Source organism: Butyricimonas hominis, from assembly GCF_014287455.1.
Taxonomy (GTDB): Bacteria; Bacteroidota; Bacteroidia; order Bacteroidales; family Marinifilaceae; genus Butyricimonas; species Butyricimonas muris.
In genome coordinates this window covers 325443-346867 of record NZ_JACOOH010000002.1, presented here as the reverse complement: position 1 = coordinate 346867, position 21425 = coordinate 325443, and the positions used below count along the sequence as shown (strand labels likewise).

Below are 21425 nucleotides of genomic sequence, written 5' to 3'. Positions count from 1 at the left end.
AGTATGCTTAGTAAACACTTAACAAATATAATCCAAAACCTTGAAAAAAAGAAATTCAGGGAAAAATATAATTTGTTCAAAATAGAGGGTGAAAAACTCGTGCAGGAATTATTCCTTTCCGACATGAAGGTTGACACCTTGATCGCCCGTCCCTCGTGGATTGAACGCAACAGGCAAAAAGCACAGTCATACAACACGATAGAGGTCAACGAAATTGAAATGGGACGAGTTTCCAACTTCAAATCCCTCCCCGAAGTAATCGCTTTGGCACAGATTCCGGTCAAAGAACACTCGCCGGAAGAAATAAAAAATGAGCTTAGCATCGTGCTCAACGGTATTCAAGATCCCGGTAATCTCGGCACGATTCTCCGCTTGAGTGATTGGTTTGGAGTTAGGCACGTGTTTTGTGACCATGATTGTGCGAACATTTTTAACCCGAAATCCGTTCAAGCGAGTATGGGTGCAATTTTCAGGGTGAACGTGTTCTACTTGGATCTTGTTGAATTTATCCCGCAATTCGTGGATCAGAATTTCCCCTGTTACGGGGCGTTTCTGGAAGGAGAAAACATCTACCGGACTGAACTTCGAACGAAAGGATTTATCGTCATGGGAAACGAGGGGAACGGTATCAGTCCCGAAATAGAAAGGTTTGTTACCCGAAAAATAACAATCCCCAGCTTTGCACACAGCCCCTATTCGACGGAATCCCTGAACGTGGGCGTTGCCACCGGTATCATCCTCTCGGAATTTAAACGGATAGAATATAAATAGCAACAATTTATTTAATCACACAAAAAAGAACAGTATGAAAAAGATTGTAATTTTAGCGTTCTTCAGCCTTATCGGTTTAACTACCATGGCTCAATCCCTCCCTATCAGTCTGGGTATCCACGGCGGTTGGAACGACACGAAAATCAAGGCAAAACACTTGAAAGTAGATTCTCACGGCGGATACATGATCGGTGCCTTTGCCAGAATCAATTTCGGAAGTATTTATCTGGAACCGGCTTTAAACTTCGCTCACAAGGAAAGTAAAGTTACCGCCGGAAATATCGGGAAATTCAAATACAGCTCTATTGACATTCCGGTTTTGGTCGGTTACCATATACTGGAACTCCCGATCTTCAAACTTCGCGGATTCGTTGGCCCGGTTGCTTCTTTCGTGACTAAAAACCTGAAGAAAGACTTCAATACCGACAAAATGATGTGGAACGGGAAAATCGGAGCCGGAGTGGACGTGTGGAAAGTTACTTTCGATATCGACTACGAATTCGGTTTAAAGAAATTCGGCGATGATATTAAAGCCCCGAAATCATGGAACCTAACTCTCGGGTTCAAGATTATCTGATGAACTGAAAATAATAGCTAAAAACTACAAGTGTATTCTAACCTTTAGTTTTTAGCTATTCACTTTTAACTTCCACTAATAACCCATTCCCAGATAGGAACAACCTTTATATCGTCACAAATGTCTTTTTGATTATACGTAATCAGTGTCTTTGATTTCAATGAAACCACATCAGTCACAAAACCTTTTAATTCCCTCATGCGATTCATTTCATTTAATTCATAACATACTTGAAAACAATGTGCTTCACCATCTTTGTATGCTATAAAGTCACATTCCGTCTTACTATTATCAAACGATATGTTTTCATACCCCTTGTTTTTCAACTCATTATAGACCAAGTTTTCCAAGGCATTCCCACTCTGCGGTGAATAACGAAACACGTTAGCCACAATTAACCCATTATCAATACAATAACATTTATGCTGCGAACGATTCGTTTCTTTCAATGAATAGGAAAAATTACGCACATCCGAACAAATATAACTATCACACAGGTAGTTCAAATAAGTCAAAATTGTATTTTCGTTACTTTTCAACGCTTTAGCTACCGTGGGTATTGAAAAACGATTACCCACGTATTGTAACAAATAGTTGACAAGGCGATAAAACAAATAAGTATCGCGAATATTATTATAGATAATACAATCTTTCTGCACAATGGAATCAAAATAACTTTTCAATAATTCCAACTTGATATTCTCATCGACATCACTCAACACAATTTCCGGAAAACTACCATACAATAAAACACTATCTACAATACGCAAGACATCCGGTGTGTTATGATAGCAATCAAGCAAAGTAGAAAATCCTTTTGCCCGAAGTACTTCAGAAAGAGAAAACGGACGTACTTCATTCTCAAAATAGCGACCTGATAGTAAAGCAGAAAAGCGATTCTGCAATAAATTAGAATTAGAACCGGTTATATATATTTTGGTAAACAAATTACTATCATAAACACTTTTCACAAAAAGCTCCCAATCCTGTATGTGTTGCACCTCATCTAAAAACAGATATTTAACCTTAATACCCGTCAACTTCTCGGCATTTTCTATCACACTAAAAAGTTTGGATGAACTATCCCAAAAAGGAATAAATTGAGGATCATCCAGATTCAGTACTAAAATTTCCTTACCTTCTATTCCTGTAGCCAATAAATCATTTATTAACAACTTGAAAATCGTAGATTTACCACAACGACGAACCCCTGTTAGGATTTGCACGTGACGCAGATTCTTTTTTTTCAATAGATTCGCCATAATATCTCTATTACACAAATCTTTGAAATCTATATTGCTCCATTGTGGATTCTGACGAATAAGTGTCTTTTCCATATTAAATTGAATTTATACGATATTTTCCCCACAAAATTACAACTATCTATTCAATTTACCGAAACATATTTCAAGAAAAACTCATTTTTATCTAAGTATATTTCGGTAAAATAAGTGTTTTGCCGAAATATACTTAGATAAAACCCGTAACTGCCGCGGGCGATCATTTTATATACAGCACCTCCTTATCCCGGTATCTTCCCATATCCGACAATATCACTTTCTCTCCCGAAGTCAGTCCCTGCACGACCTCCACGTGTTCAAAACCACTCTCGCCCAGCACGACTTTTCGTTTCTCGGCACGGTCGCCGTTCACTACCCACATATCGTAATCGCCTTTACCCATGTAATAAGCTCCCGTCGGGATTCGTAACACATCGTCTTTCATGGCGTGGGTAACGTGCACATCCACTTTCAGCCCGGAACGCAAACGGGTGTTGCTATGCTCCGTCAGGAACACGACAAACTTGATAATCCCGTTATTCACCGAGGGGGTGACATTCCCGACTGTCCCGGCAAGTTTCTCGCTCCCGATCACCACGTTCACCCGGTTACCCGTGGTAATCTTATCCGCATAACTATCGGCAATCTCCCCTTCCACTTTAAAACTCGACAAATCGGATAATATCGCCAGATTGCTTCCCTGTGACACGGAAGAACCTACTTGATCGTTAATCCACGTCAACGTGGCAGAACGTGGTGCCAGTACCTGCGCTTCACCCAACGTTTTGTACAACAAGTCAATATTCTTTTTGGCTATCTTGTAATCCAATTCCAACGACCGGATTTCCGATCGAGAGGCACTTTGCTTGTTCTCGAACTTGCGCTTCAGTTGCTCCTGCTGCATCTGCTTCACCGTGTAATTCAACTCCGCCTCCCTCACTTTCTCTTGAGTGCTCGCCCCGATACTATCCAGATAGCGCTCGTTATTCAACGCCACCAACGTACGTTTCAACATCATCTCGTCGATATCAATTTGCATCTTCATCTCCGCCAAATCACTCGCTATCGTTTTTCGTTGCAAATCCAATTTGCTCAACTGCATCTCCAGCGACTCCTTTTTGGTTTCATAATCCGTCCGGATCGTTTCCAGATCCAACTGCAACAACGGTTCCCCCTTCTCCACCCGGTCACCCGATTTCTTGTACACCTCCAATACCTTCGAGGATACCGGCGAAGTCACAATCTCCTCGGCAAAAGGCACAACCTTCCCCGTGGCGTACACGGAAACCTCCACGGCTCCCTCGTCCACTGTCCCGAAATTCACCTCCGCACCCCGTATCTTGGGCTGAAACACGCCCACCAAAAACCAAAACATCCCCACGCTTGCCATCACGGTAATAACGACTTTTATTATCAATTTCTTTTTACGTCGTTTCTTCATCTCCGGAGAAATAGCCTGATCCATACTTCAATATTTTTCTTGTTGGTAAATAATATCTTCTTTCTTCTCGAAATCATACAATGTCAATTTCCGCAGGTTATAAAAATACACCCACGACGAATACAATTGGCTGATATACGTGCGCCGGGCGTTATCCTGCTCCGTCTGTGCCGTGTTCAAGTCAAGCACACTGATTTGCCCCAGCACGAAAGTCTCGTACGCCGTCTTGTATCGTTTCTGTGCCACGGTATCCGCCAGACGCACGATCTCGTTCAACCGGTTCTGCTCCTGATACTGTTTCACCGTGGTCAACACGTTTTGCTCGAAAGCCTGCATATCCTGTTCCACCTGCATCTTGGCAATCTCTTCCCGGGAACGGGCAAGTTCCACCTGTCCCCTGCCTTTTCCCCAGTTCAGCAAAGGAATACTGATTCCCAGACTCACCGATTCCCGGTTGCGCAGGTTATTGTACGTGTCCTTAAAGTTCTTATCACTTCCCGTGAACCCGATAGAGGCGTAAATATCCGCTTGAAAACCCCGTCCGGCTTTCGCCCCCGCCACTTGCTGCTGTGCTTCCAACAAACGGCAAACCACCTCGTAACGGAAAGGATTATTCCTGTTCGCCAATTCGATCACGTGTTTGAACGTCACCTCGATTTCCGGACACTCCCCCGGTATCTCCGGCACGATCACCACCCGATCGTTATACCCCAAATAGTTCCGCAAGGCAAACATCTTCTGCTCGTACGCCTGTTCCGTCTGTATCAAGGAAGACGAAGCGTTCAAGTAATTCAGTTTCAACTGCAACAAATCATTATCGGAAATCAATCCCCGTTCCCGCTTCCCTTGGGCAATCTGTACCAGCTTCTCGGAACTCTTCAAATTCTGCTTGTCAATATTCACGTTTATCATCGCCAGCAACAAATCAAAATAATAAGAGATAGCCTGCACCGACACGCTCTCCATGCTTACCGCAAATTGTTGCCGTGCCTGTTTATACTTCTCCGGCTCGATCTTCATGCTCCACTTCAAGGGATTCGCCGTCACCAATGGTTGCGAGAACACCACGTTAAAAGGCACGCTCATGTACTCCGTTTCTTTGTTCCCGTCCAACTGATCCACCCGTTCCAACTGCGACTGCAAAGACAACTGCCCCCCCGTCAACGGGATATTCTGCGTCACGGACAGCGACAACTGTTCTGAAATCGAATTACTCGAAACATACTTGTACGTCCCGTCCTCCTTCAGATAACTCGACAATGTCCTGTTAAAACTCGGCAATGTCCCCGCCAACTTCACGTTCGGTAACAAATCCGCCTTGTAATTCCTGTACTGCCAATACGCCGCCCGCAACTGACTCTTCGCCACCATCGCGTCCAATGACTGCTCTTGCGCCAAACGTATCGCTTCCTCCAGCGAAATCACCCTTTCTTCCTGCTGCCCTGCCACAGGCAACACGAACAATAACCAGCCTATCATCAAAAACGTCTTCATACAACTTCCATTTTACAAATTACTCGTCTCTCATCGCCTCTACCGGATTTACCTTAGATACTTGATAAGCAGGCCACCACGCGCTAAACACCGAGAACAAAACCATGATAACAAAGGTTATCCCTACGGCCATCACGTGTACCGTCGTCCATTCATACACGAAACAGAACAGCAAGATTCCCGGCAATGCCGCCATCACGCTCAATATCAAACTCTCCAAAACAACAAGACTCACCAAACGGTTTCTGGTTGCACCAACAACCACACGTAAAGCAAACTCCACTTTCCGCTTTTTAGAATTTAACCAAAACAACCCGAAAGTCCCGATAAAAGCGAAAAGCAATAAGAAACTCGTGGGAACAACCTGCATCACGATGCTGGAAACCGTGTCATACATGGAGCCTATTTTTGAATCTTCCATACTAGAACAAGTTTGTACAGCCTTATTTGCCAACCCCATACGCTTAAACTCTCTACTGAAACAAGCGTGGAATTCATCTTCAAATCCCGGTTTAATTTTAGCACAACATTCATTGTATCCATATCGCGACACTATCTCTTTAGGAACAATGATTGACTCCGGACTATCCGCAAACACACTTTGCTTTATTCCGGCAATAATACCCACAACCGTAAACGTGTTTCCCATCTGCAACTTCCGCCCCATTGCGTCATGCCATCCTAATTTATCCATCAATTGACGACTGACAATGGCCGGATAGGAACCGTCTTCTAAAGTTCCTTCGATTATCCACGTTCCCTCTTCCAACTCCAGATTGAACACTTTTTCTGCCGCTTTATCCGCAAATCTCACAATAACCCCGACAGCCTTACCATCCGCTCTCACGGTATCGCCATACATTTCGACATAATATCGGTGCGACCGCAAATAAGGAGCAAGCCCCACACTCTCGGTTATCGCTTCTACAAACGGCTCTTTTCGCATTTTTTCAATAATAACATCCATACAACGAGCAACTTCCGACTGTTCCTCCCGACTCATACCTTGTCCGCCGCCACCACCATGTAGCATATACCCGAAAAGTATCACGTTATCCGTGTTTAACAAACCCGGTTCCCTGTATTTACTAATCGCTTCAAATAACGACACCAAACTCACCATCAAAATAATAAATATCAACACCTGTTCAATCAACACCCCGGTATATTTTCTCCGGTTATACCAAAGTATTTTTAATATATGTCGTATCATTTTGAACCTCCTTTCAACATAATATTAATATTACTCTTAGCTATCATATACGCCGGTATACCGCCGGACAAAAGCGTGAACAACAGAGCAAGAGGAAACACTCCACATAGAACAACGAAGAAATCCAAATTCTCGACTAGAGAAACCTGTCCATCTTCTCCACTATTGAAAAATAATATACTTATCCCATCCGCTATCGGGAACGTCAGACACACCCCTAAAATCGCTCCAATAATTACCAGTATGGATATCTCCGTCATTACCTGCACGAACGAATCGAATATACCAGCACCCAAAGCTCGCTTCAAAGCAATCTCTGTCGTATAATTATCCACGTTAGCCATATTCAACGTGACAATATTTATTGCCGGTATCATCAACAGTAAAAGAATAGCAACGGGTATCCCGTAAGAATATAAATCAATACCAAAATTATAAATTCGTTCTTCTTGAAAAGTATATAACTTATCCGGCGTCATATTCACCTCGATATGAATCATATCCCAATATTCTTTGATCGCCGCGGCAACATGTTCTTTAGCACTTTGGATAGAAATATCCCTAGGGAATAAAACACCCAGATCATAATACCCGAATCCCCGCGGAGAAAAACTATTAAAAACATAAGGAACCCAAATCCCATCCGCTTGTATCGCGGTAACAGAATAAGTACTTACAACGCCAATTACAGTGTATTCCCGACCTTGAATATCCATTTTCTGCCCGATAGCTTCACCTTTCCTAAAAAATTTATTCGCCACATCTTCCCTCACCACCGCGTAAGCTGCTTTGTTTTGACATTCCTCTTCCGTGAAAGCCCGTCCTTCAATAAAATCAAACTGATTTATCTTCCAATATCCCCCATTTACAAAAGCAAAATAAGAATTCTTATATATATCATTTGCCGACACCTCACCCGAACTATAATAATACATGAAATAATCTTCCTTGTTTTTTATTTTTTCCATCAACCAAGAAGTACTTCCTGCATAGATTCCTCCTATATCCTCTCCTTTTACATTATTGAAACGACTAAACACAATCACCCTTTTCGCATTAACGAAAGGAGCTTTACTGGCAGTCACATCATACACGAGTTGTAGTACTATAACAACAAACACGAACGTAAACGCCGTACCAATGATACAGAACAAAGCATAAGCCTTATTATGCATGATACTGTACACCGCCGATTGGATATAATTCTTCAATTTATTCATAATCGCATATTTTAATTATTCTTCCCGCATCGCCTCTATCGGATTCACCTTAGATACTTGATAAGCAGGCCACCATGCGCTAAACACAGAAAACAGCATCATCACCGCGCAAGCCGCTCCCAACGCCATCAAATTCTCCATCGAAAACGGATACACCCAACAGAACAAGATGCATCCCGGAACCAAAGCTATCAAGGTCAATAAAACACCTTCCAAAACCACAAACCGGAACAATCCCCCACACGTTGATCCCACAACCAACCGCAAAGCAAACTCTTTCCGTCGCTTTGACGAGTAAAGCCAAAACAAACCGAATGTGCCGATAAAAGCAAACACTAACAAAAAAATAGTAGGCACCCCAATTGCAAGCAACGTAATAAAAGTGTCTTGCATATCATTAACTTTCCACTTTGCAACATCCCCAATCCACAACATCACATTATCTTTTCCCATCATCTTATCTACCTCTTTTTGTATCAAATCCCGAAAAGCATCTTCTTCTCCTTCCTTAACTCGCACCGCGTATTCCGCTCCATACCCATTTTGATACGGCACATACATTGACATAATCAACATCGGAGGAGAAGGAAGCAATACCTCCTGTTTAATCCCGGCAACAATTCCCACCACGGTAAACTTCATTCCTCTGAAATATATTTTTCTCCCCATCCCCGTTGTCCAGCCAACCTCATCTATCAATTGCCGAGTAACCACCACGGGAAAACTTCCATCCTCCAAGCACATATCATCAGTCAGCCACTCTCCTTCTTCCATCCTTGGAGAAAAAACTTTTTGCATATGCCCATCCACTTGTTTTATAAAGACTTTCATTTGTTTCCCCTCTATTCGAATAGAATCCCAAGGATTCATTTCTTCCGGTCGGGAATAGGGAGTCAAACACATACTTTTCCCAATAGCCTCCACGCAAGAAGCATTCCGTATATCTGCTACAATTCTATCCATCTTTCGCTCTACCTCCTCTGGCGACCAAGGTTCAGTCGGTGACAATGGAAATAAAGCCAACTTTAACGTATTATCAGTATCCAACATTCCGGGAGAATAATACTGACTCATATTTTTTCCCACGATAGTAAAACAAAATAATAGTACTATAAACACGAATACTTGTTCTAAAAGCATTCCTCCATACATCCTTTTCTGATTCAACATTAATGTAAAAATATGTCTTATCATTTCGCACCTCCTTTCAACATTTCCATAATAGAGTGTTTAATGGCTAACCAAGCCGGAATACCACCGGACAATAGCGAAAACAACAACATCAAAGGCAACACACTAACCAAAAGAAGCGTCCAATCCAATTCCGGCAATAACGTCACCTCTCCAATTGCACTATTCAATGAAACCCATTTATCAATCCACCTGCAAATAGGAAAAGTTAATAAAATTCCCCCTAACGTTCCAAGCACCACCAACAACAAATTCTCCATTAAAACGAACAAAAACGCTTCCTTTTGAGTTGCCCCCAACGCCCGCTGTAAACCTATTTCACAATTTCGAAGACTGGTATTAGCCATACTCAATAAAATAATATTCAATATCGGTATAAGCAACAATATAACTAAAATCGCACCTACCCCCGTCAATAACAAATCCCCGCCATATTTTCTTAACATCGCTTCTTCCACCGTACAAATCTCTTTCATTGAAGTACTTTGTTCTATATTATAATAGGCTTTTCCATATAACTGGAAAGCACCGGTTATACTTTTCATCATGGCATCTACACTCGTGTTCTCCGGGTAAAGAACATACGAACTCACGTAATCATTACCTGTCGGAATATATTTATTGAATTTTTCAGGAACCCACAAAGAAACAGCCCCTCCTTCAGCAAAGGCAGAAACATCTGCCACCACACCTGTGACCTTATAAGTTTCTCCTTGAAATTGAATCTCCCGCCCGATAGCCTTACCATCTCTAAAAAACTTTTTTGCCCAACGCTCGCTCACTACCATACAAGGCACTTGCATCTCTCCATCTGTAAACGGATGACCTTGAATAAATTCAAATTGGAATACATCCCAATAAACTTTATCTATAAAAAGAACGCCGTAATCATAATTCCGCCCATTCACCTTAACACTCGTAGATTGAAACTGATAACACGTGTAACACTCATAGCCTTTGGCATTATTCATCAAAGTTCGAATGTCAGAGCGATTCAATCCTTTCACCGGAAGACCACTCTCGTTCTTTAAAACTATCGGAAGACTCACAATCCGTTCTGCTGCAACATTCGTGGCAGAATTCCCCATGATCACGTTCGTCACCTGCAACAATATCGTGATAAACACAAACGTCAACATCGTCCCGAACACGCAAAATCCCGCATACGCTTTGTGGTGCATAATATTATACCAAATCGGTTTAAGATAAATTCTCAGCCTTCCCATAATTTTCTCCTTTACATTATTACTCTTCCCGCATCGCCTCTACCGGATTCACCTTTGCGACCTGAAATGCCGGCAACCAAGCACTGAATGCCGAAAACAAAATCATCACTCCCACTGCCACACCAAATGCCGATAAATTAACGATTGAAAACGGATACACCCACCAAAACAACACACACACCGGAATCAGAGCCAGTAACGTAAGCAAAATACCTTCTAAAATCACGAACCGGAACAACCCCCGTGAAGTCGATCCCACCACCAACCGCAACGCAAACTCTTTCCTTCGTTTCGAGGAATACAACCAAAACAACCCAAAAGTCCCGATAAATGCAAACACCAACAAAAATCCGGTAGGGATAAGTAAGCCCGTCAACAATACAAAATCAAACTGCAAATACAAATCTTTTATTTTCTTCAGCTCCACGATTCCTAATCCTTCTTTCCCTTTCTCGAAAATCTTATAAAATTCTTTGTACAAAAAAATACGAAAATTAGCCCGTTCTCCTTCTTTCACCAATGCAGAATACTCGAAGTGCCATGAATTTAGACAAAAAGGTATGATCAATGTCGGACGGGATGGTTCCATCGGCATATGTTTAAATCCTGCAAGAATACCAACTACCGTAAATTCATAACCGGAATGATTCAACTTTTTACCGATAGCATCCGTCCAACCCGCTTCATCTGCAAATTGACGGTTAATCACCGCCGGCCATGAACCATCCTCTAAAACTCCTTCTTTCAACCAACTTCCTTCGTCTAACATCGGCTGAAAAACAATCATAGTATTTTCATCAGCAGATTTCATAAAAGCCTCTATTTTACCCTTGCCGACGTACACGGAATCCGTACGATAATCCTCCTCACCACGCAAATAAGGTATAAATTGACTTGTCTTTGCCACCGCGATCACGGAAGGGGAACTTTCCAACCGTTTACGTAAACTCTCCAACTTTTCCATCTCATCATCCTTATTGAGTTTACTGTTTTTATCACGTGAATAATCATAGAAATAGATCACGTTATCCGTGGATAACATTCCGGGAGCCCGATACCTCTGTATAGCTTCTCCCACAGCTATAAAACAATAGAGAAGCACCACGAACACAAGCATTTGTTCCACAAACATCCCTCCGTAACTCTTTTTTTGATTACGGAACAAAACAAATATATGCTTCAACATTTTGAACCTCCTTTCAACATATCCACGATAGACCGTTTCACGTTCAAATAAGCCGGAATCCCACCGGATACCAAAGAAAACAATACTGACAACGGTAACACGATCAATAAAACAATCATCCAATCAATCTCGGGAAGTACCATCGAACGTCCGACTATACTATCCATAAAAAACAACCCGTCAATATATCGGCAAACAGGAGTCACCAAAATAATTCCACCCAATGTCCCGATAAGAATCAATACCAGATTCTCGGATAAAATAGCCATAAATGCCGTGAACCGATTTGCCCCCAAGGCTCGTCTTAACCCGATCTCAGAAGCCTGCACGCTATTGTTCGCCATACTCAACAAAATAATATTCAACAAAGGAATAATTAGCAATATAAAAAGTATTCCTCCCAATCCCATCAACAACAAATCCCCGCCATTCATATTTATTGAAACCTCTTTTAAAGTACTAAATTCTCTAACTCTGACATTATCCCAATTTTGCATCCGTGTCCATATATCAAAACCATGTTTCAAATTTCTCTTCATTATTTCGACCGACACATCTTCCGGAAACAATACATAGGTCTCCACGAATCGACTACCAGTACTAATATACTCGTTGAAATGTTCCGGAAGCCACACGGAAACCCTTCCCTCAATTGAGAACATAGAAACATCAGCAACTACCCCCAGTATCTTATAAGTCGTCTCTTGAAATTCAATCTCCTTTCCAAGAACATCATCCGTGGCAAAATACCTCTCTGCAAAGCTTTTATTCACTATTGCATACGGTTGGTGAGATTCCTCTTCCTCCCATGATCGACCTTGAACAAAGTGGTATTGCAAAACATTCCAATAATTCGGCTCCACGTATTCAGCCCCATTATCTATATACTGGCCGTTCACCAAAATATTTCCCAACTCGAAATGAGTACAAGCATAACAATCATATCCCACCACATTGCTCATGATAGACGCTACATCCTCTCGCCGACAACAACCTATACATTCCCCTTGCTTATCATACACGTAAGAATTTATATATAAAACCCGTTCCGGATCATCCGTCGGCGGCGTATTCCCCACGATCACGTTCGTCACCTGCAACAATATCGTGATAAACACAAACGTCAACATCGTCCCGAACACACAAAATCCCGCGTATGCTTTGTGGTGCATGATATTGTACCATATCGGTTTAAAATAGATTCTTAACTTCCCCATATATTTTTATTTTAAAGCCACTATCGATTTACTTTAAATCTAATAAGCCGAATAACACGCCTCCTTCACCCTTCTCATAACACCAGCTTTCCATCAAACAAACGTATGATTCGTCCCGTTTCCCGTGCCAATTTCTCGTCATGAGTCACCATCACGATAGTTGTTCCCTCTTGATTCAAGCGAATCAGAATATCCATGATCTCCGCTCCCATTTTACTGTCAAGGTTACCCGTCGGCTCATCGGCAAAAATTACTTTCGGTTGTCCGATCAAGGCTCTTGCAATTGCCACGCGCTGGCACTGACCACCGGACAATTGCGAGGGGAAATGTTTCAACCGATGTGACAACTCCACCTTATCCAATATCTCCAAAGCCCTTTTTTTATCCTCCGAATGGGAAGTTCCCCGGCGGTACAGCATGGGTAATAAAACATTATCCAAGACATTCAACGAGGGAATCAAATGGAAACTTTGGAATATAAAACCCAACTTCTGGTTTCGTATCCGTGCCATATCCTTGTCGTACAGTGAATCCGCCCGCACATTATCAATAATCACCCAGCCGCTCGTCGGCTTATCCAACAGTCCCATGATATTCAACATCGTACTCTTCCCGCAACCGGAAGGTCCCATGATAGCAACAAATTCACCCTTTTCCACCGTCAGATTAATATCTTCCAATGCCCGGGTTTCTACTTCTTTCGTGTAAAACGTTTTATTAATATTTTCCAAGGTTATCATACGCGTTCAGTTTTAGTTATTATTACGCTACAAACTTAGATAACCTCATCCTAAAGAAACGTCTAAAAGTATTGTAAAAGTATTGTAATTTTCAGTAGTACTAATTGAAGAAAAGTTACCTTGGTAACCGAATTTGCTAATCTATTATTAGGATAAATCATTCCAAATAGCTATCTTTACGTAGTGCAAAACAAGATATCATGACAAAATGCGATAAAAGTTTTCGAGGAAAAGAAAGTTCGTACCGTATGGGATAGTGACAAAGAGGAATGGTATTTCTCTATTGTGGATGTAGTGGCTGTCTTAACGGATAGTCCAACCCCCAAAAAATACACTCGTCTGACGGGAAAAATTACATGACGGATGTCGCTGATACCGAACAATTATTCCGGTTAATACAATCCATTCCTTCGCCTAAAGCAGAACCATTCAAGTTATGGATGGCACAAGTCGCCAAGTGATAATTTCATGTCCTTGCAAAATCAACTTGAAATAATTACTTTTACCCCGTCGTCTAAACAGCATACTTTCACCGGCCATTTATTGTAAACTTGTTGGAACGACACAATAAAGGTGTATATGAAGCATGATTTAAGGATAATAGGATATATCACATTCGCAATATTCATATTGTTGTGGATCAACCAGCTATTTTCCGGAATCAAACTATACGAGAACGAGAAAACACAGTGGAAAATACACGTGGACTCCATCATTGACAATAACATCAAGGCATTGTCACTATCGGACATCCATCCCGACCCTGTCCCCACCTTTGTACAACTGGACAGCCTTCTACACGGAAGCACGCATTACCCCGTTCATTTTGTTATTCAACAAATAGACAGCAGTGGTTTGGAACTTTTTCACTATTCCCGCAACAGGGAAAACACAGCGAAAATGATTCACGCTAAAGCCTACCCGATAGCGGACACACCCGGCGAAGTTCTGCTTGTTCACTACAACTTCCCGTTCGCGTACCTGCTGGAAAAATCATGGCAGGATATGCTTGCCATCGTGGCTCTGACCTTGTTGCTCGTGTTCGGGTTACTATACTTGTCACACGCCCAGCAACACCTGTCCCGATTGCAGGAACAAATGATAAAACAAGTAGTACACGACTGGAAAACCCCGCTAAGCAGTATTTCCACGCTTGCCGAACTTGTCGAAAGAAAATCCATCGCCCCGGAAGACGAACAAGGTTTAAAGAAAATCCACCTTATACAGGAAGAAGCCAACCGTTTAAAAATAGGCTCTCAACAATTATTGAAAACATTAAGCGGGCTCGCTCATCTTCAAATCAACAGAAGTGAATTCAACTTAAAAGATGAATTACTCGCCCTGCTCGAAAAACAACGCCTCGCGAACCACGGGCAAAAAGACCTTCAACTGCAATTGCGCTACCTCGTGGAATCGGAAACCGCGTATGTTTCCCATTTCTACCTGCTGGGAGCAATCCAGAACCTACTCGATAATGCTGTAAAATACAGTGGTAAAGCACCTCACGTCACCGTCATTTGCTATCAGAAAAGAGGAACCCTCGTTATCGAAGTCAGGGATAACGGCGTCGGAATACCTAAAAAACAACAGAAACACATATTCAATAAATATTATCAAGTCAATAAAGGAGAGCCTGCCCACGGGAAGAAAGGATACGGCTTGGGACTCAATTACGTCTACAACGTGGTGAAAGCCCACAAAGGCAAAATCACGGTAAACAGTACCCCGGGAAAAGGTTCTACATTCACTATATACATTAGCAAATGGAGGAAAAAATAAAAATACTATATGCCGAGGACAACGCCACGGCGGCGGCGGTATACACGGAAATACTGGAAGAAGCGGGATTCTCCGTGAAAGTCGCCCCGGAAGGTAACGAGGCGTGGCGCTTATACGAAACGGGAAAATGGGATCTGCTACTGCTTGACATGGATTTACCGGGGAAAGACGGGCACGAACTCATCCGCCTTGTCCGTGAAACCGGCGATCAAGTACCCATCGTTATCCTCAGTTCCGCCAATCACAATCACGCCCTGTACGAGGGGGCTGACGATTATCTTGTCAAAGGTTGCAGCGTTGACGAGGTGCGGGCGCGTATGGACAAGGCCATTGCCAGAACCCGCCGTCTGAACAAAGAACAAGAACAGGGACTTTTCCACCTGTCCCCCACCACCACTTTCAACAAAAACAATCGCCTGCTCGTCATCTCCGGCAAAAAGGAAGAGTTGAAAGGCATGGAAGCCAAAATACTATGGTTATTCTGTTTGCGTATCAACGAAGTAATCTCCACGGTAGAAATGTGCGAAACCCTCTGGAACATTTATTCCACCGACAAAGAGAAATCGCTCACCCGGTATGTCTGCCTGCTGAATAAAAAACTAAAGGCAGATAAAACCATCGCGATACAAAATGAATTTGCCACGGGCTATAAACTCGTGAACGAATTATAGTCCCCCTGCCCTTCTTTTCTCCGGGCAGGGGAAATATTTTACTTTTTCGCGTTTTCGTCAATAGACTTCAAGAAAAGGCGTTGCAACAATTCTTTATCAATAGAATCCTCGTTATTTTTGCCTAATTCCTTGTAAAGAGCATCCAAATACTCAGCTCCTTTCAGTTCCAGAACAATATAATTCGTGTATTGTCCGGTTTGCTCATCCTGTGTCCAACGGTCGAATACAATAGTAGCCCCCACCAAAGTCTTTTTCACCGTTACTTTCGTCTTGTCCTGAAGCAAAGATTTGGACGCGGACGACATCCCCTCGGACAGCACCGTGGTGTATTCTTCAACGGTAGCCTCCACGGTTTTAGACAACATGGCAGCCAATTCAGCGGAAGCCATCATCTGTGCTTTCTTCCGGGCAGAAGCCTCGCTGTCGGACTTCCCGGAACCCCATCCGCGAAGCACACCGTTGCCGCTGACATATTCGGAACCGGGCATGATAAAAGTGGATACGGGAGATGTTTCCTGTACTTTCTTCGATGAGCCGCAACCGACTAACGAGAAAAACAGAACTAAAAATATTACCCACAAGGCATAATGTTTCATAATCTTACATTTTAATTGATTTTTAATTTTTTAATCCGGTCCGGTAATTCACGGTTGACACGTTTCATAACTTCCCGCACACACATTGAAATAGTTTCTTCCGCAGACTTACTGATAGGTACCAGAACTTTCACGCGATTCACCGAATAGTTTAGTAACATCTGCTGATTCTTGTTATTATAAATCTTGAGAACGAGTGTACAATAACACGCGTTCAAATCATAAATACCACCGGTAACCGTTTCCCCCATCTCCATTTTTGTTGACAAATCGACAAAACATTGTGGAGCATCCGGGTCTTCCGACAGCGTGAAATAATTGTTGGTCAATAAACTGCTGATATGGCGTTCACATCCTTCCAAGTCATTATCGTTGACATACAAGTAAGCCGTGATCGGGGCACTTTTCAACAGAATAGAAACCTTGGCAGCCGGCCACGTTTGATTTTGTAACAGCCGGCGATACGCTTCAGGAAGAGCGTCCGTGAACGACTCGTCAATAGAAACGCGTAACTCCTGCACATCTTCTTTAGACGTGATATTCGTCACGTAAAATTCAGCCGTCCCCGTGTGATCCGTCTGTATGGCAGGCGACACGGCACCGCTACCGGACACGAACGACGCTTTCAACTTCACATTGGGAACAACAACGCCATTCTTTGAAAGACACCCGGCAATAGGCTCAGCAACCGCCTTGAAAGCCTCCCCTTCCACTTGAACGACATTCGTGGTAATAGCCATACCGCTGAATACATTCATGTAGGCATTGTAAAGTTCAACGGGAACATTTACAGACCTTCCCCCCTCGTCCGTCGTCAAATCCATAAACACCCACGGTTCCGCGGCTTCAAGTCCTTTACCGTAAAGCTGGACGGCTTGCGTGAGATTCATGGCTTCTTCCGCGGCACGTCCCTTTTGCAGGTAATCCATACCCGTTTTTATCGCCTGCTGCCTGCGTTCCTCCGCCTTCCGGGCATACACGTTTTTATCCAGAACATAATACACGTAGTATTTTTGTCCGGATTGGTAGGTATCCTTCAACTCCTGCCCTTCTATCCAAGCCACCAGCGAACCGTGAATCTTGTCCTCGAACATCTCGCGCGACTTCCCGTCTACATCCACCCGATGTAAAAAAGAATTATTTTCAAGTTTTATCGCTATCTGTGAAACAATGTCCAACAGAGCATTTTGAGTGGCCTTTTTCATGTAGTCGGTTTCTGTCAGCGATGCCATGCCTATGCCGATATACATATCCGGCGAAGTCGGACGCTTGTTTACCCATTCGGGTTCCTGCGCTCCGGCTTGAAAAACACCGTACACGGAAAGCAACAAGCTTAAAATAATCTTTCGCATAATCCTTTTCTTTTAACTGTTATTACTCTCTACAAATCCAGCATCAGCAAAATCGTGCCGCCCTCGATACGATAAGAGGCGGAAACACCCTGTTCTTTGAGTTGCCGTCCCAGTTGACCGGCGAATTTGTCCGCGGTCATTTTGTAACCGTTCTCGTCTTGCATAGGAATCATGACATAATCAAATATAGCCGACTCTCCCATAATACCCTGCATATGATAATCCCCTTCAAAAGCGTTACGATCCAACCAATTCTGGATAAAATCCAAAATCCGCTCTCCATTAGAGCAGGAAGCATCGTTCAAGGAACTTATAGAACTTCCGCTAATGGATATTTGCAAAACGACACGTGCCGGCTGAGAATAATTCTTAACAATCTGTTCCAAGAACTTCGGAAGATTGTCCTTAACGGCATGAGAACACAAAACATCCGTGGCTCTGGTACGGAAACGATTCGTCCACCCATCTTCCGATGCCCAGATAGTTCCGCTTGCCGTTTCGTAAGCCTTCATTATCAATGATACGCGGGCATCCTGTTCCGTGACATCCTTTTTCATATCCACGGTGACATACACATCCGCACCCGACGACAGCAAAAGCTGCTTATCATTGGAATCCGCCGCACCGGCATTGTCCTCGTATTGCATACGCCGTTTCATCGCGTCGATAGTCCCCTGCAAATCCCTCGTTTTAATATCACAATCTTCAAACCCTTTCTGCACGGCAGCCACGGCAACACGAAGATCATAGTCATTCTCCAGTATGCTTTGAAAACTTTCGCCTTCCTTCTTGTAAGGAACAACAATGATTGTGGGTTTAGGCAGGCGGGGTTTAGGAGTTTCCGCCACCATCTGGTCATAACCCGTGTTCTTCCTCACGTCGTTTATCAATTGGCGAAGGCGCAACGTGACACGCGTCGTCCCTTGGTAACGTCCGCCAATCTTCGCGGCCTTGACAGCCTCTTCGGTACGCGCCACATAAGAAGCGTAGCGCGCCTGATTATTAAAGAACGAATTGGTATAGGCCTCGTTAGGCTTGCTAACCAAAGGTTTCCCGTCATTAACACCTTCTACACCTTGAAAAAACAAGGTATAGATAAGTGATTTTATAGCGTCTGTTTCAATCCCTTTTTTATTCTCAGCCGCCCCCGCGGAAGAAAAAACAGCTTGTGTCCCGTTATCCGATTCCAAAGAAACAATCTGAAGATAATCCTGAGCCTTTACTGAAATTACACCCCCGAATAATAGTACACAAAATAGGCTAATTATTTTTTTCATAGCTGACTATTAAAATGATAATAAAGGCGCCACCGTAGATTTAATCTTTAGAGCTTGTTTCTTCTGTGCCGCTTCATCCAGTGCTTGAAAACTTTCCATCGCGGCAAACACTCGCTTGTCCCCTTGCACCACCTTACACTGCGACATGGTTCCGTCTACCACTTCTTCCACTCTTAACCGCCCCACTTCGCTGTAAGTCGTGCGACCGGCTCTTACGCTGGGCGACAAAACGGAAAAATAATCTCCCTTCTTAACCCCGTGTTCAGCCCCCAAATCAATGTAACACTTTACCAATTTATCCTTCTTCACCTCATAGTCCAAAGGGATAACTGTACCTTCCAACGGAAATTCCTTGATCAGGAAATCCTGAATATCACTGGAAATCATATTAACGGCACTGGCAATTGCCTTTTCTTTCGAATCCGACATATCCAAAAGTTTACCCACGGTACCGCCTATCCCCGAAGGTGAATGATCGAACGCTTTGGTTGCAACAGTCGTTGACGTGGTAACTTCCGTCAACGTGACAGAATAATTCAATACACAAGTGTACATCGTCTTGCCGTCTTTTTGTTCGGATTTCACGGAACAACCCAATACATTCCCGCTCAAGATATAATCATGGGCGGCGGCAGACATGGTTTGTGTACGGGCTTTTTCATCTCCCATCGCTTTCTCGTCGGAACGGCGTTCCTCTTCCTTTTTAAGAGAGCTTTCAACATCCCGGTCTACCAACTCGAAACGCTTTGTCTTGCTGAGGGCATCAATCACCGCCTGACGAACTTTATCGCCGTCCGCTTTCGATACTCCATTCGCTTCCGTGAAATACTCCACGTACAAACGCGGTTTCTTAACTTCCTGAGCTTGAACTGCAATTGCTACAACACAGAACAAGGCAACACTCAAAACAATTTTTAACATAGCGCCAATTTTAGTCATTAGTAAATTCTATTAATATGTTTTTTTTATTTTCATTTCAATTTCGCTTTCGCGTCTTCATTTCCCATATCGGCAGCTTTCTTAAAATTCTGCCGTGCCATCATCGCATTGGCAGCCACTTTACCGCAGCCGCTTTCATAAATCCTACCCAGCATATAATAAGACGTCGCGCTGCCGGACTTCTTGAAAAGGCGAATGGCTTCAATCCCCTCCTTCTTATCATAAGCCGCCATTCCGGCATCATAATCAGCATCTTTCTTCGCCACCACGGGTTGTTCCGCCTTTACCGCCGGTTTTTCCGTTTTCGCCGGAGTTGTGACCTGTGGTGCGGCTTTCTGTTCCACTGCCGGAGCCGCTTGTTTAGAAACCGTCTGTTTTTGTTCCGTCGGGGGAACAGAAGCCGTTTCTTTGGAAGAATTATCTTTCTTGCCAAAAACGAAAAAAACGCCAATCACGACAAACACGATAACAACCGCAGGAAGCCACTTGTTTTTCCCTTTGCTTGTCGAACGAGGCAGAAGAGGTTTGTCCCCGGTTAAAGCTCCCACGCCTTTTCCGGCTATTTCCGCTTGCTGAACGGATTGTCCCGTGAATGTTGCAGCACCCCCAACCAAGGGTTGTACAGCCTTATCCACCGGTTTGTACAATTCATTCATCTCCTCCTCGATAGCCTCTTTCGAGTCCTCCACGTCCAACTCTCTCGCCTTCTGATTCATCATCTGCCGTCCGGCAATACCAATATTCCCGTTCGTCGTCAAGAGCAATTGCTGAAAAGCGACACTGTATTCATTCACGGACTTTTTCTCGCACTCCACGCAACGATTCTTGTTCTTCACCTTGCAGTCAAAACATATCTGTTTGCCGCATTTCGGACAACGAGCGTGTTTCTCCCCGAAAGGATTCCCGCATACCTCACAATATTCAATCTCCCCCTTTCCCATCACTATCGTCGTGTTATTATGGACGGTAGCAGAATTATCCACATGAGAGGTATTGACATTAGTATGTGTGGTTGAAGTTTTATTGATGCCCCCGGTAACGTTTGCCCGCGCCCCCGCGCCGATGATAGATCCCTCCGTGTCCGAAGGCTTGACCTCGTTCAAAACCGCCTCTGCCGCAACATGGTCTTTATCCGGATCACACGGTACCTCTGCCCCGCAATCCTGACAAAAACGTTCATCCGTTTCCATTACCTGACCACATTCCGGACAATATCTCTTTTTGCTCATAATCTCGTATTTTTAATTCATTTTTT

Annotated in this window: 19 protein-coding genes and 1 pseudogene; 5 read left to right on the top strand and 15 right to left on the bottom strand. The window is 43.3% G+C overall.

Going from position 1 to position 21425, the window contains the following annotated elements:
- The first annotated feature begins 3 nt into the window (after positions 1-3).
- Positions 4-771: an RNA methyltransferase gene (locus H8S64_RS04980; RefSeq protein ID WP_186975223.1), complete on the top strand. Its 768-nt coding sequence runs from the start codon at positions 4-6 to the stop codon at positions 769-771.
- Positions 772-805: 34 nt separating this feature from the next.
- Positions 806-1348 carry a porin family protein gene (locus H8S64_RS04975; RefSeq protein WP_186975222.1) on the top strand — a complete coding sequence of 181 codons (543 nt, stop codon included), beginning with the start codon at positions 806-808 and terminating at the stop codon, positions 1346-1348.
- Positions 1349-1413: 65 nt separating this feature from the next.
- Here H8S64_RS04975 and H8S64_RS04970 read toward each other — a convergent pair whose 3' ends face one another.
- The 10 genes from H8S64_RS04970 to H8S64_RS04925 form a co-directional block, all read right to left on the bottom strand.
- A complete protein-coding gene (locus H8S64_RS04970; RefSeq protein WP_186975221.1) occupies positions 1414-2685 on the bottom strand; it encodes an ATP-binding protein in 1272 nt (423 codons plus the stop codon).
- A gap of 163 nt (positions 2686-2848) precedes the next feature.
- A complete protein-coding gene (locus tag H8S64_RS04965; RefSeq protein WP_186975220.1) occupies positions 2849-4093 on the bottom strand; it encodes an efflux RND transporter periplasmic adaptor subunit in 1245 nt (414 codons plus the stop codon).
- Between the two features lie 3 nt (positions 4094-4096).
- The gene (locus H8S64_RS04960) at positions 4097-5563 is read right to left on the bottom strand and encodes a TolC family protein (protein ID WP_255469432.1); all 1467 of its coding nucleotides are present in this window, start codon (positions 5561-5563) and stop codon (positions 4097-4099) included.
- Positions 5564-5582: 19 nt separating this feature from the next.
- Positions 5583-6776, bottom strand: coding sequence for an ABC transporter permease (locus H8S64_RS04955; RefSeq protein ID WP_186975219.1), 1194 nt, complete (start codon positions 6774-6776; stop codon positions 5583-5585).
- Positions 6773-7996: an ABC transporter permease gene (locus H8S64_RS04950; protein WP_186975218.1), complete on the bottom strand. Its 1224-nt coding sequence runs from the start codon at positions 7994-7996 to the stop codon at positions 6773-6775. The genes H8S64_RS04955 and H8S64_RS04950 overlap by 4 nt, the downstream gene beginning before the upstream one ends.
- 15 nt (positions 7997-8011) lie before the next feature.
- Entirely contained in the window at positions 8012-9190 is a 1179-nt protein-coding gene (locus H8S64_RS04945) for an ABC transporter permease (RefSeq protein WP_222621141.1), read from the bottom strand.
- Entirely contained in the window at positions 9187-10413 is a 1227-nt protein-coding gene (locus H8S64_RS04940) for an ABC transporter permease (protein WP_186975216.1), read from the bottom strand. The genes H8S64_RS04945 and H8S64_RS04940 overlap by 4 nt, the downstream gene beginning before the upstream one ends.
- Before the next feature lie 19 nt (positions 10414-10432).
- Positions 10433-11599: an ABC transporter permease gene (locus H8S64_RS04935; RefSeq protein WP_186975215.1), complete on the bottom strand. Its 1167-nt coding sequence runs from the start codon at positions 11597-11599 to the stop codon at positions 10433-10435.
- A complete protein-coding gene (locus H8S64_RS04930; RefSeq protein ID WP_186975214.1) occupies positions 11593-12816 on the bottom strand; it encodes an ABC transporter permease in 1224 nt (407 codons plus the stop codon). The genes H8S64_RS04935 and H8S64_RS04930 overlap by 7 nt, the downstream gene beginning before the upstream one ends.
- Before the next feature lie 74 nt (positions 12817-12890).
- Entirely contained in the window at positions 12891-13556 is a 666-nt protein-coding gene (locus H8S64_RS04925; protein WP_186975213.1) for an ABC transporter ATP-binding protein, read from the bottom strand.
- Between the two features lie 213 nt (positions 13557-13769).
- Between H8S64_RS04925 and H8S64_RS04920 the strand changes: the two are divergent.
- The 3 genes and pseudogenes from H8S64_RS04920 to H8S64_RS04910 form a co-directional block, all read left to right on the top strand.
- A pseudogene (locus H8S64_RS04920) lies at positions 13770-14014 on the top strand (BRO-N domain-containing protein); the annotation flags it as partial.
- 121 nt (positions 14015-14135) lie between these two features.
- The gene (locus H8S64_RS04915) at positions 14136-15335 is read left to right on the top strand and encodes a sensor histidine kinase (protein WP_186975212.1); all 1200 of its coding nucleotides are present in this window, start codon (positions 14136-14138) and stop codon (positions 15333-15335) included.
- Positions 15320-16006: a response regulator transcription factor gene (locus H8S64_RS04910; RefSeq protein ID WP_186975211.1), complete on the top strand. Its 687-nt coding sequence runs from the start codon at positions 15320-15322 to the stop codon at positions 16004-16006. The genes H8S64_RS04915 and H8S64_RS04910 overlap by 16 nt, the downstream gene beginning before the upstream one ends.
- A gap of 38 nt (positions 16007-16044) precedes the next feature.
- On the opposite strand, the gene H8S64_RS04905 is transcribed toward H8S64_RS04910, so the two are convergent.
- Genes H8S64_RS04905 through H8S64_RS04885 form a run of 5 tightly spaced genes read right to left on the bottom strand, consistent with a single transcriptional unit; the run spans position 16045 to position 21399 of the window.
- The gene (locus H8S64_RS04905) at positions 16045-16602 is read right to left on the bottom strand and encodes a hypothetical protein (RefSeq protein ID WP_186975210.1); all 558 of its coding nucleotides are present in this window, start codon (positions 16600-16602) and stop codon (positions 16045-16047) included.
- An 11-nt stretch (positions 16603-16613) separates the two neighbouring features.
- Positions 16614-17954: an LPP20 family lipoprotein gene (locus H8S64_RS04900; RefSeq protein ID WP_186975209.1), complete on the bottom strand. Its 1341-nt coding sequence runs from the start codon at positions 17952-17954 to the stop codon at positions 16614-16616.
- Between the two features lie 29 nt (positions 17955-17983).
- A complete protein-coding gene (locus tag H8S64_RS04895; RefSeq protein WP_186975208.1) occupies positions 17984-19231 on the bottom strand; it encodes a DUF6175 family protein in 1248 nt (415 codons plus the stop codon).
- Positions 19232-19240: 9 nt separating this feature from the next.
- Complete coding sequence (locus H8S64_RS04890) at positions 19241-20152, bottom strand: LpoB-related protein (RefSeq protein WP_186975207.1); 912 nt, start codon at positions 20150-20152, stop codon at positions 19241-19243.
- Positions 20153-20202: 50 nt separating this feature from the next.
- On the bottom strand, positions 20203-21399 hold the full coding sequence (locus H8S64_RS04885) for an SEL1-like repeat protein (protein ID WP_186975206.1): 1197 nt from the start codon (positions 21397-21399) through the stop codon (positions 20203-20205).
- Positions 21400-21425: the final 26 nt, after the last annotated feature.

Coding starts and splice junctions, on each gene's coding strand:
- H8S64_RS04900 (WP_186975209.1), bottom strand. CDS start 17,954: ATGCGAAAGATTATTTTAAGCTTGTTGCTTTCCGTGTACGGTGTTTTT.
- H8S64_RS04885 (WP_186975206.1), bottom strand. CDS start 21,399: ATGAGCAAAAAGAGATATTGTCCGGAATGTGGTCAGGTAATGGAAACG.
- H8S64_RS04925 (WP_186975213.1), bottom strand. CDS start 13,556: ATGATAACCTTGGAAAATATTAATAAAACGTTTTACACGAAAGAAGTA.
- H8S64_RS04970 (WP_186975221.1), bottom strand. CDS start 2,685: ATGGAAAAGACACTTATTCGTCAGAATCCACAATGGAGCAATATAGAT.
- H8S64_RS04960 (WP_255469432.1), bottom strand. CDS start 5,563: ATGAAGACGTTTTTGATGATAGGCTGGTTATTGTTCGTGTTGCCTGTG.
- H8S64_RS04895 (WP_186975208.1), bottom strand. CDS start 19,231: ATGAAAAAAATAATTAGCCTATTTTGTGTACTATTATTCGGGGGTGTA.
- H8S64_RS04945 (WP_222621141.1), bottom strand. CDS start 9,190: ATGATAAGACATATTTTTACATTAATGTTGAATCAGAAAAGGATGTAT.
- H8S64_RS04975 (WP_186975222.1), top strand. CDS start 806: ATGAAAAAGATTGTAATTTTAGCGTTCTTCAGCCTTATCGGTTTAACT.
- H8S64_RS04950 (WP_186975218.1), bottom strand. CDS start 7,996: ATGAATAAATTGAAGAATTATATCCAATCGGCGGTGTACAGTATCATG.
- H8S64_RS04910 (WP_186975211.1), top strand. CDS start 15,320: ATGGAGGAAAAAATAAAAATACTATATGCCGAGGACAACGCCACGGCG.
- H8S64_RS04935 (WP_186975215.1), bottom strand. CDS start 11,599: ATGTTGAAGCATATATTTGTTTTGTTCCGTAATCAAAAAAAGAGTTAC.
- H8S64_RS04940 (WP_186975216.1), bottom strand. CDS start 10,413: ATGGGAAGGCTGAGAATTTATCTTAAACCGATTTGGTATAATATTATG.
- H8S64_RS04980 (WP_186975223.1), top strand. CDS start 4: ATGCTTAGTAAACACTTAACAAATATAATCCAAAACCTTGAAAAAAAG.
- H8S64_RS04930 (WP_186975214.1), bottom strand. CDS start 12,816: ATGGGGAAGTTAAGAATCTATTTTAAACCGATATGGTACAATATCATG.
- H8S64_RS04890 (WP_186975207.1), bottom strand. CDS start 20,152: ATGTTAAAAATTGTTTTGAGTGTTGCCTTGTTCTGTGTTGTAGCAATT.
- H8S64_RS04905 (WP_186975210.1), bottom strand. CDS start 16,602: ATGAAACATTATGCCTTGTGGGTAATATTTTTAGTTCTGTTTTTCTCG.
- H8S64_RS04965 (WP_186975220.1), bottom strand. CDS start 4,093: ATGGATCAGGCTATTTCTCCGGAGATGAAGAAACGACGTAAAAAGAAA.
- H8S64_RS04955 (WP_186975219.1), bottom strand. CDS start 6,776: ATGATACGACATATATTAAAAATACTTTGGTATAACCGGAGAAAATAT.
- H8S64_RS04915 (WP_186975212.1), top strand. CDS start 14,136: ATGAAGCATGATTTAAGGATAATAGGATATATCACATTCGCAATATTC.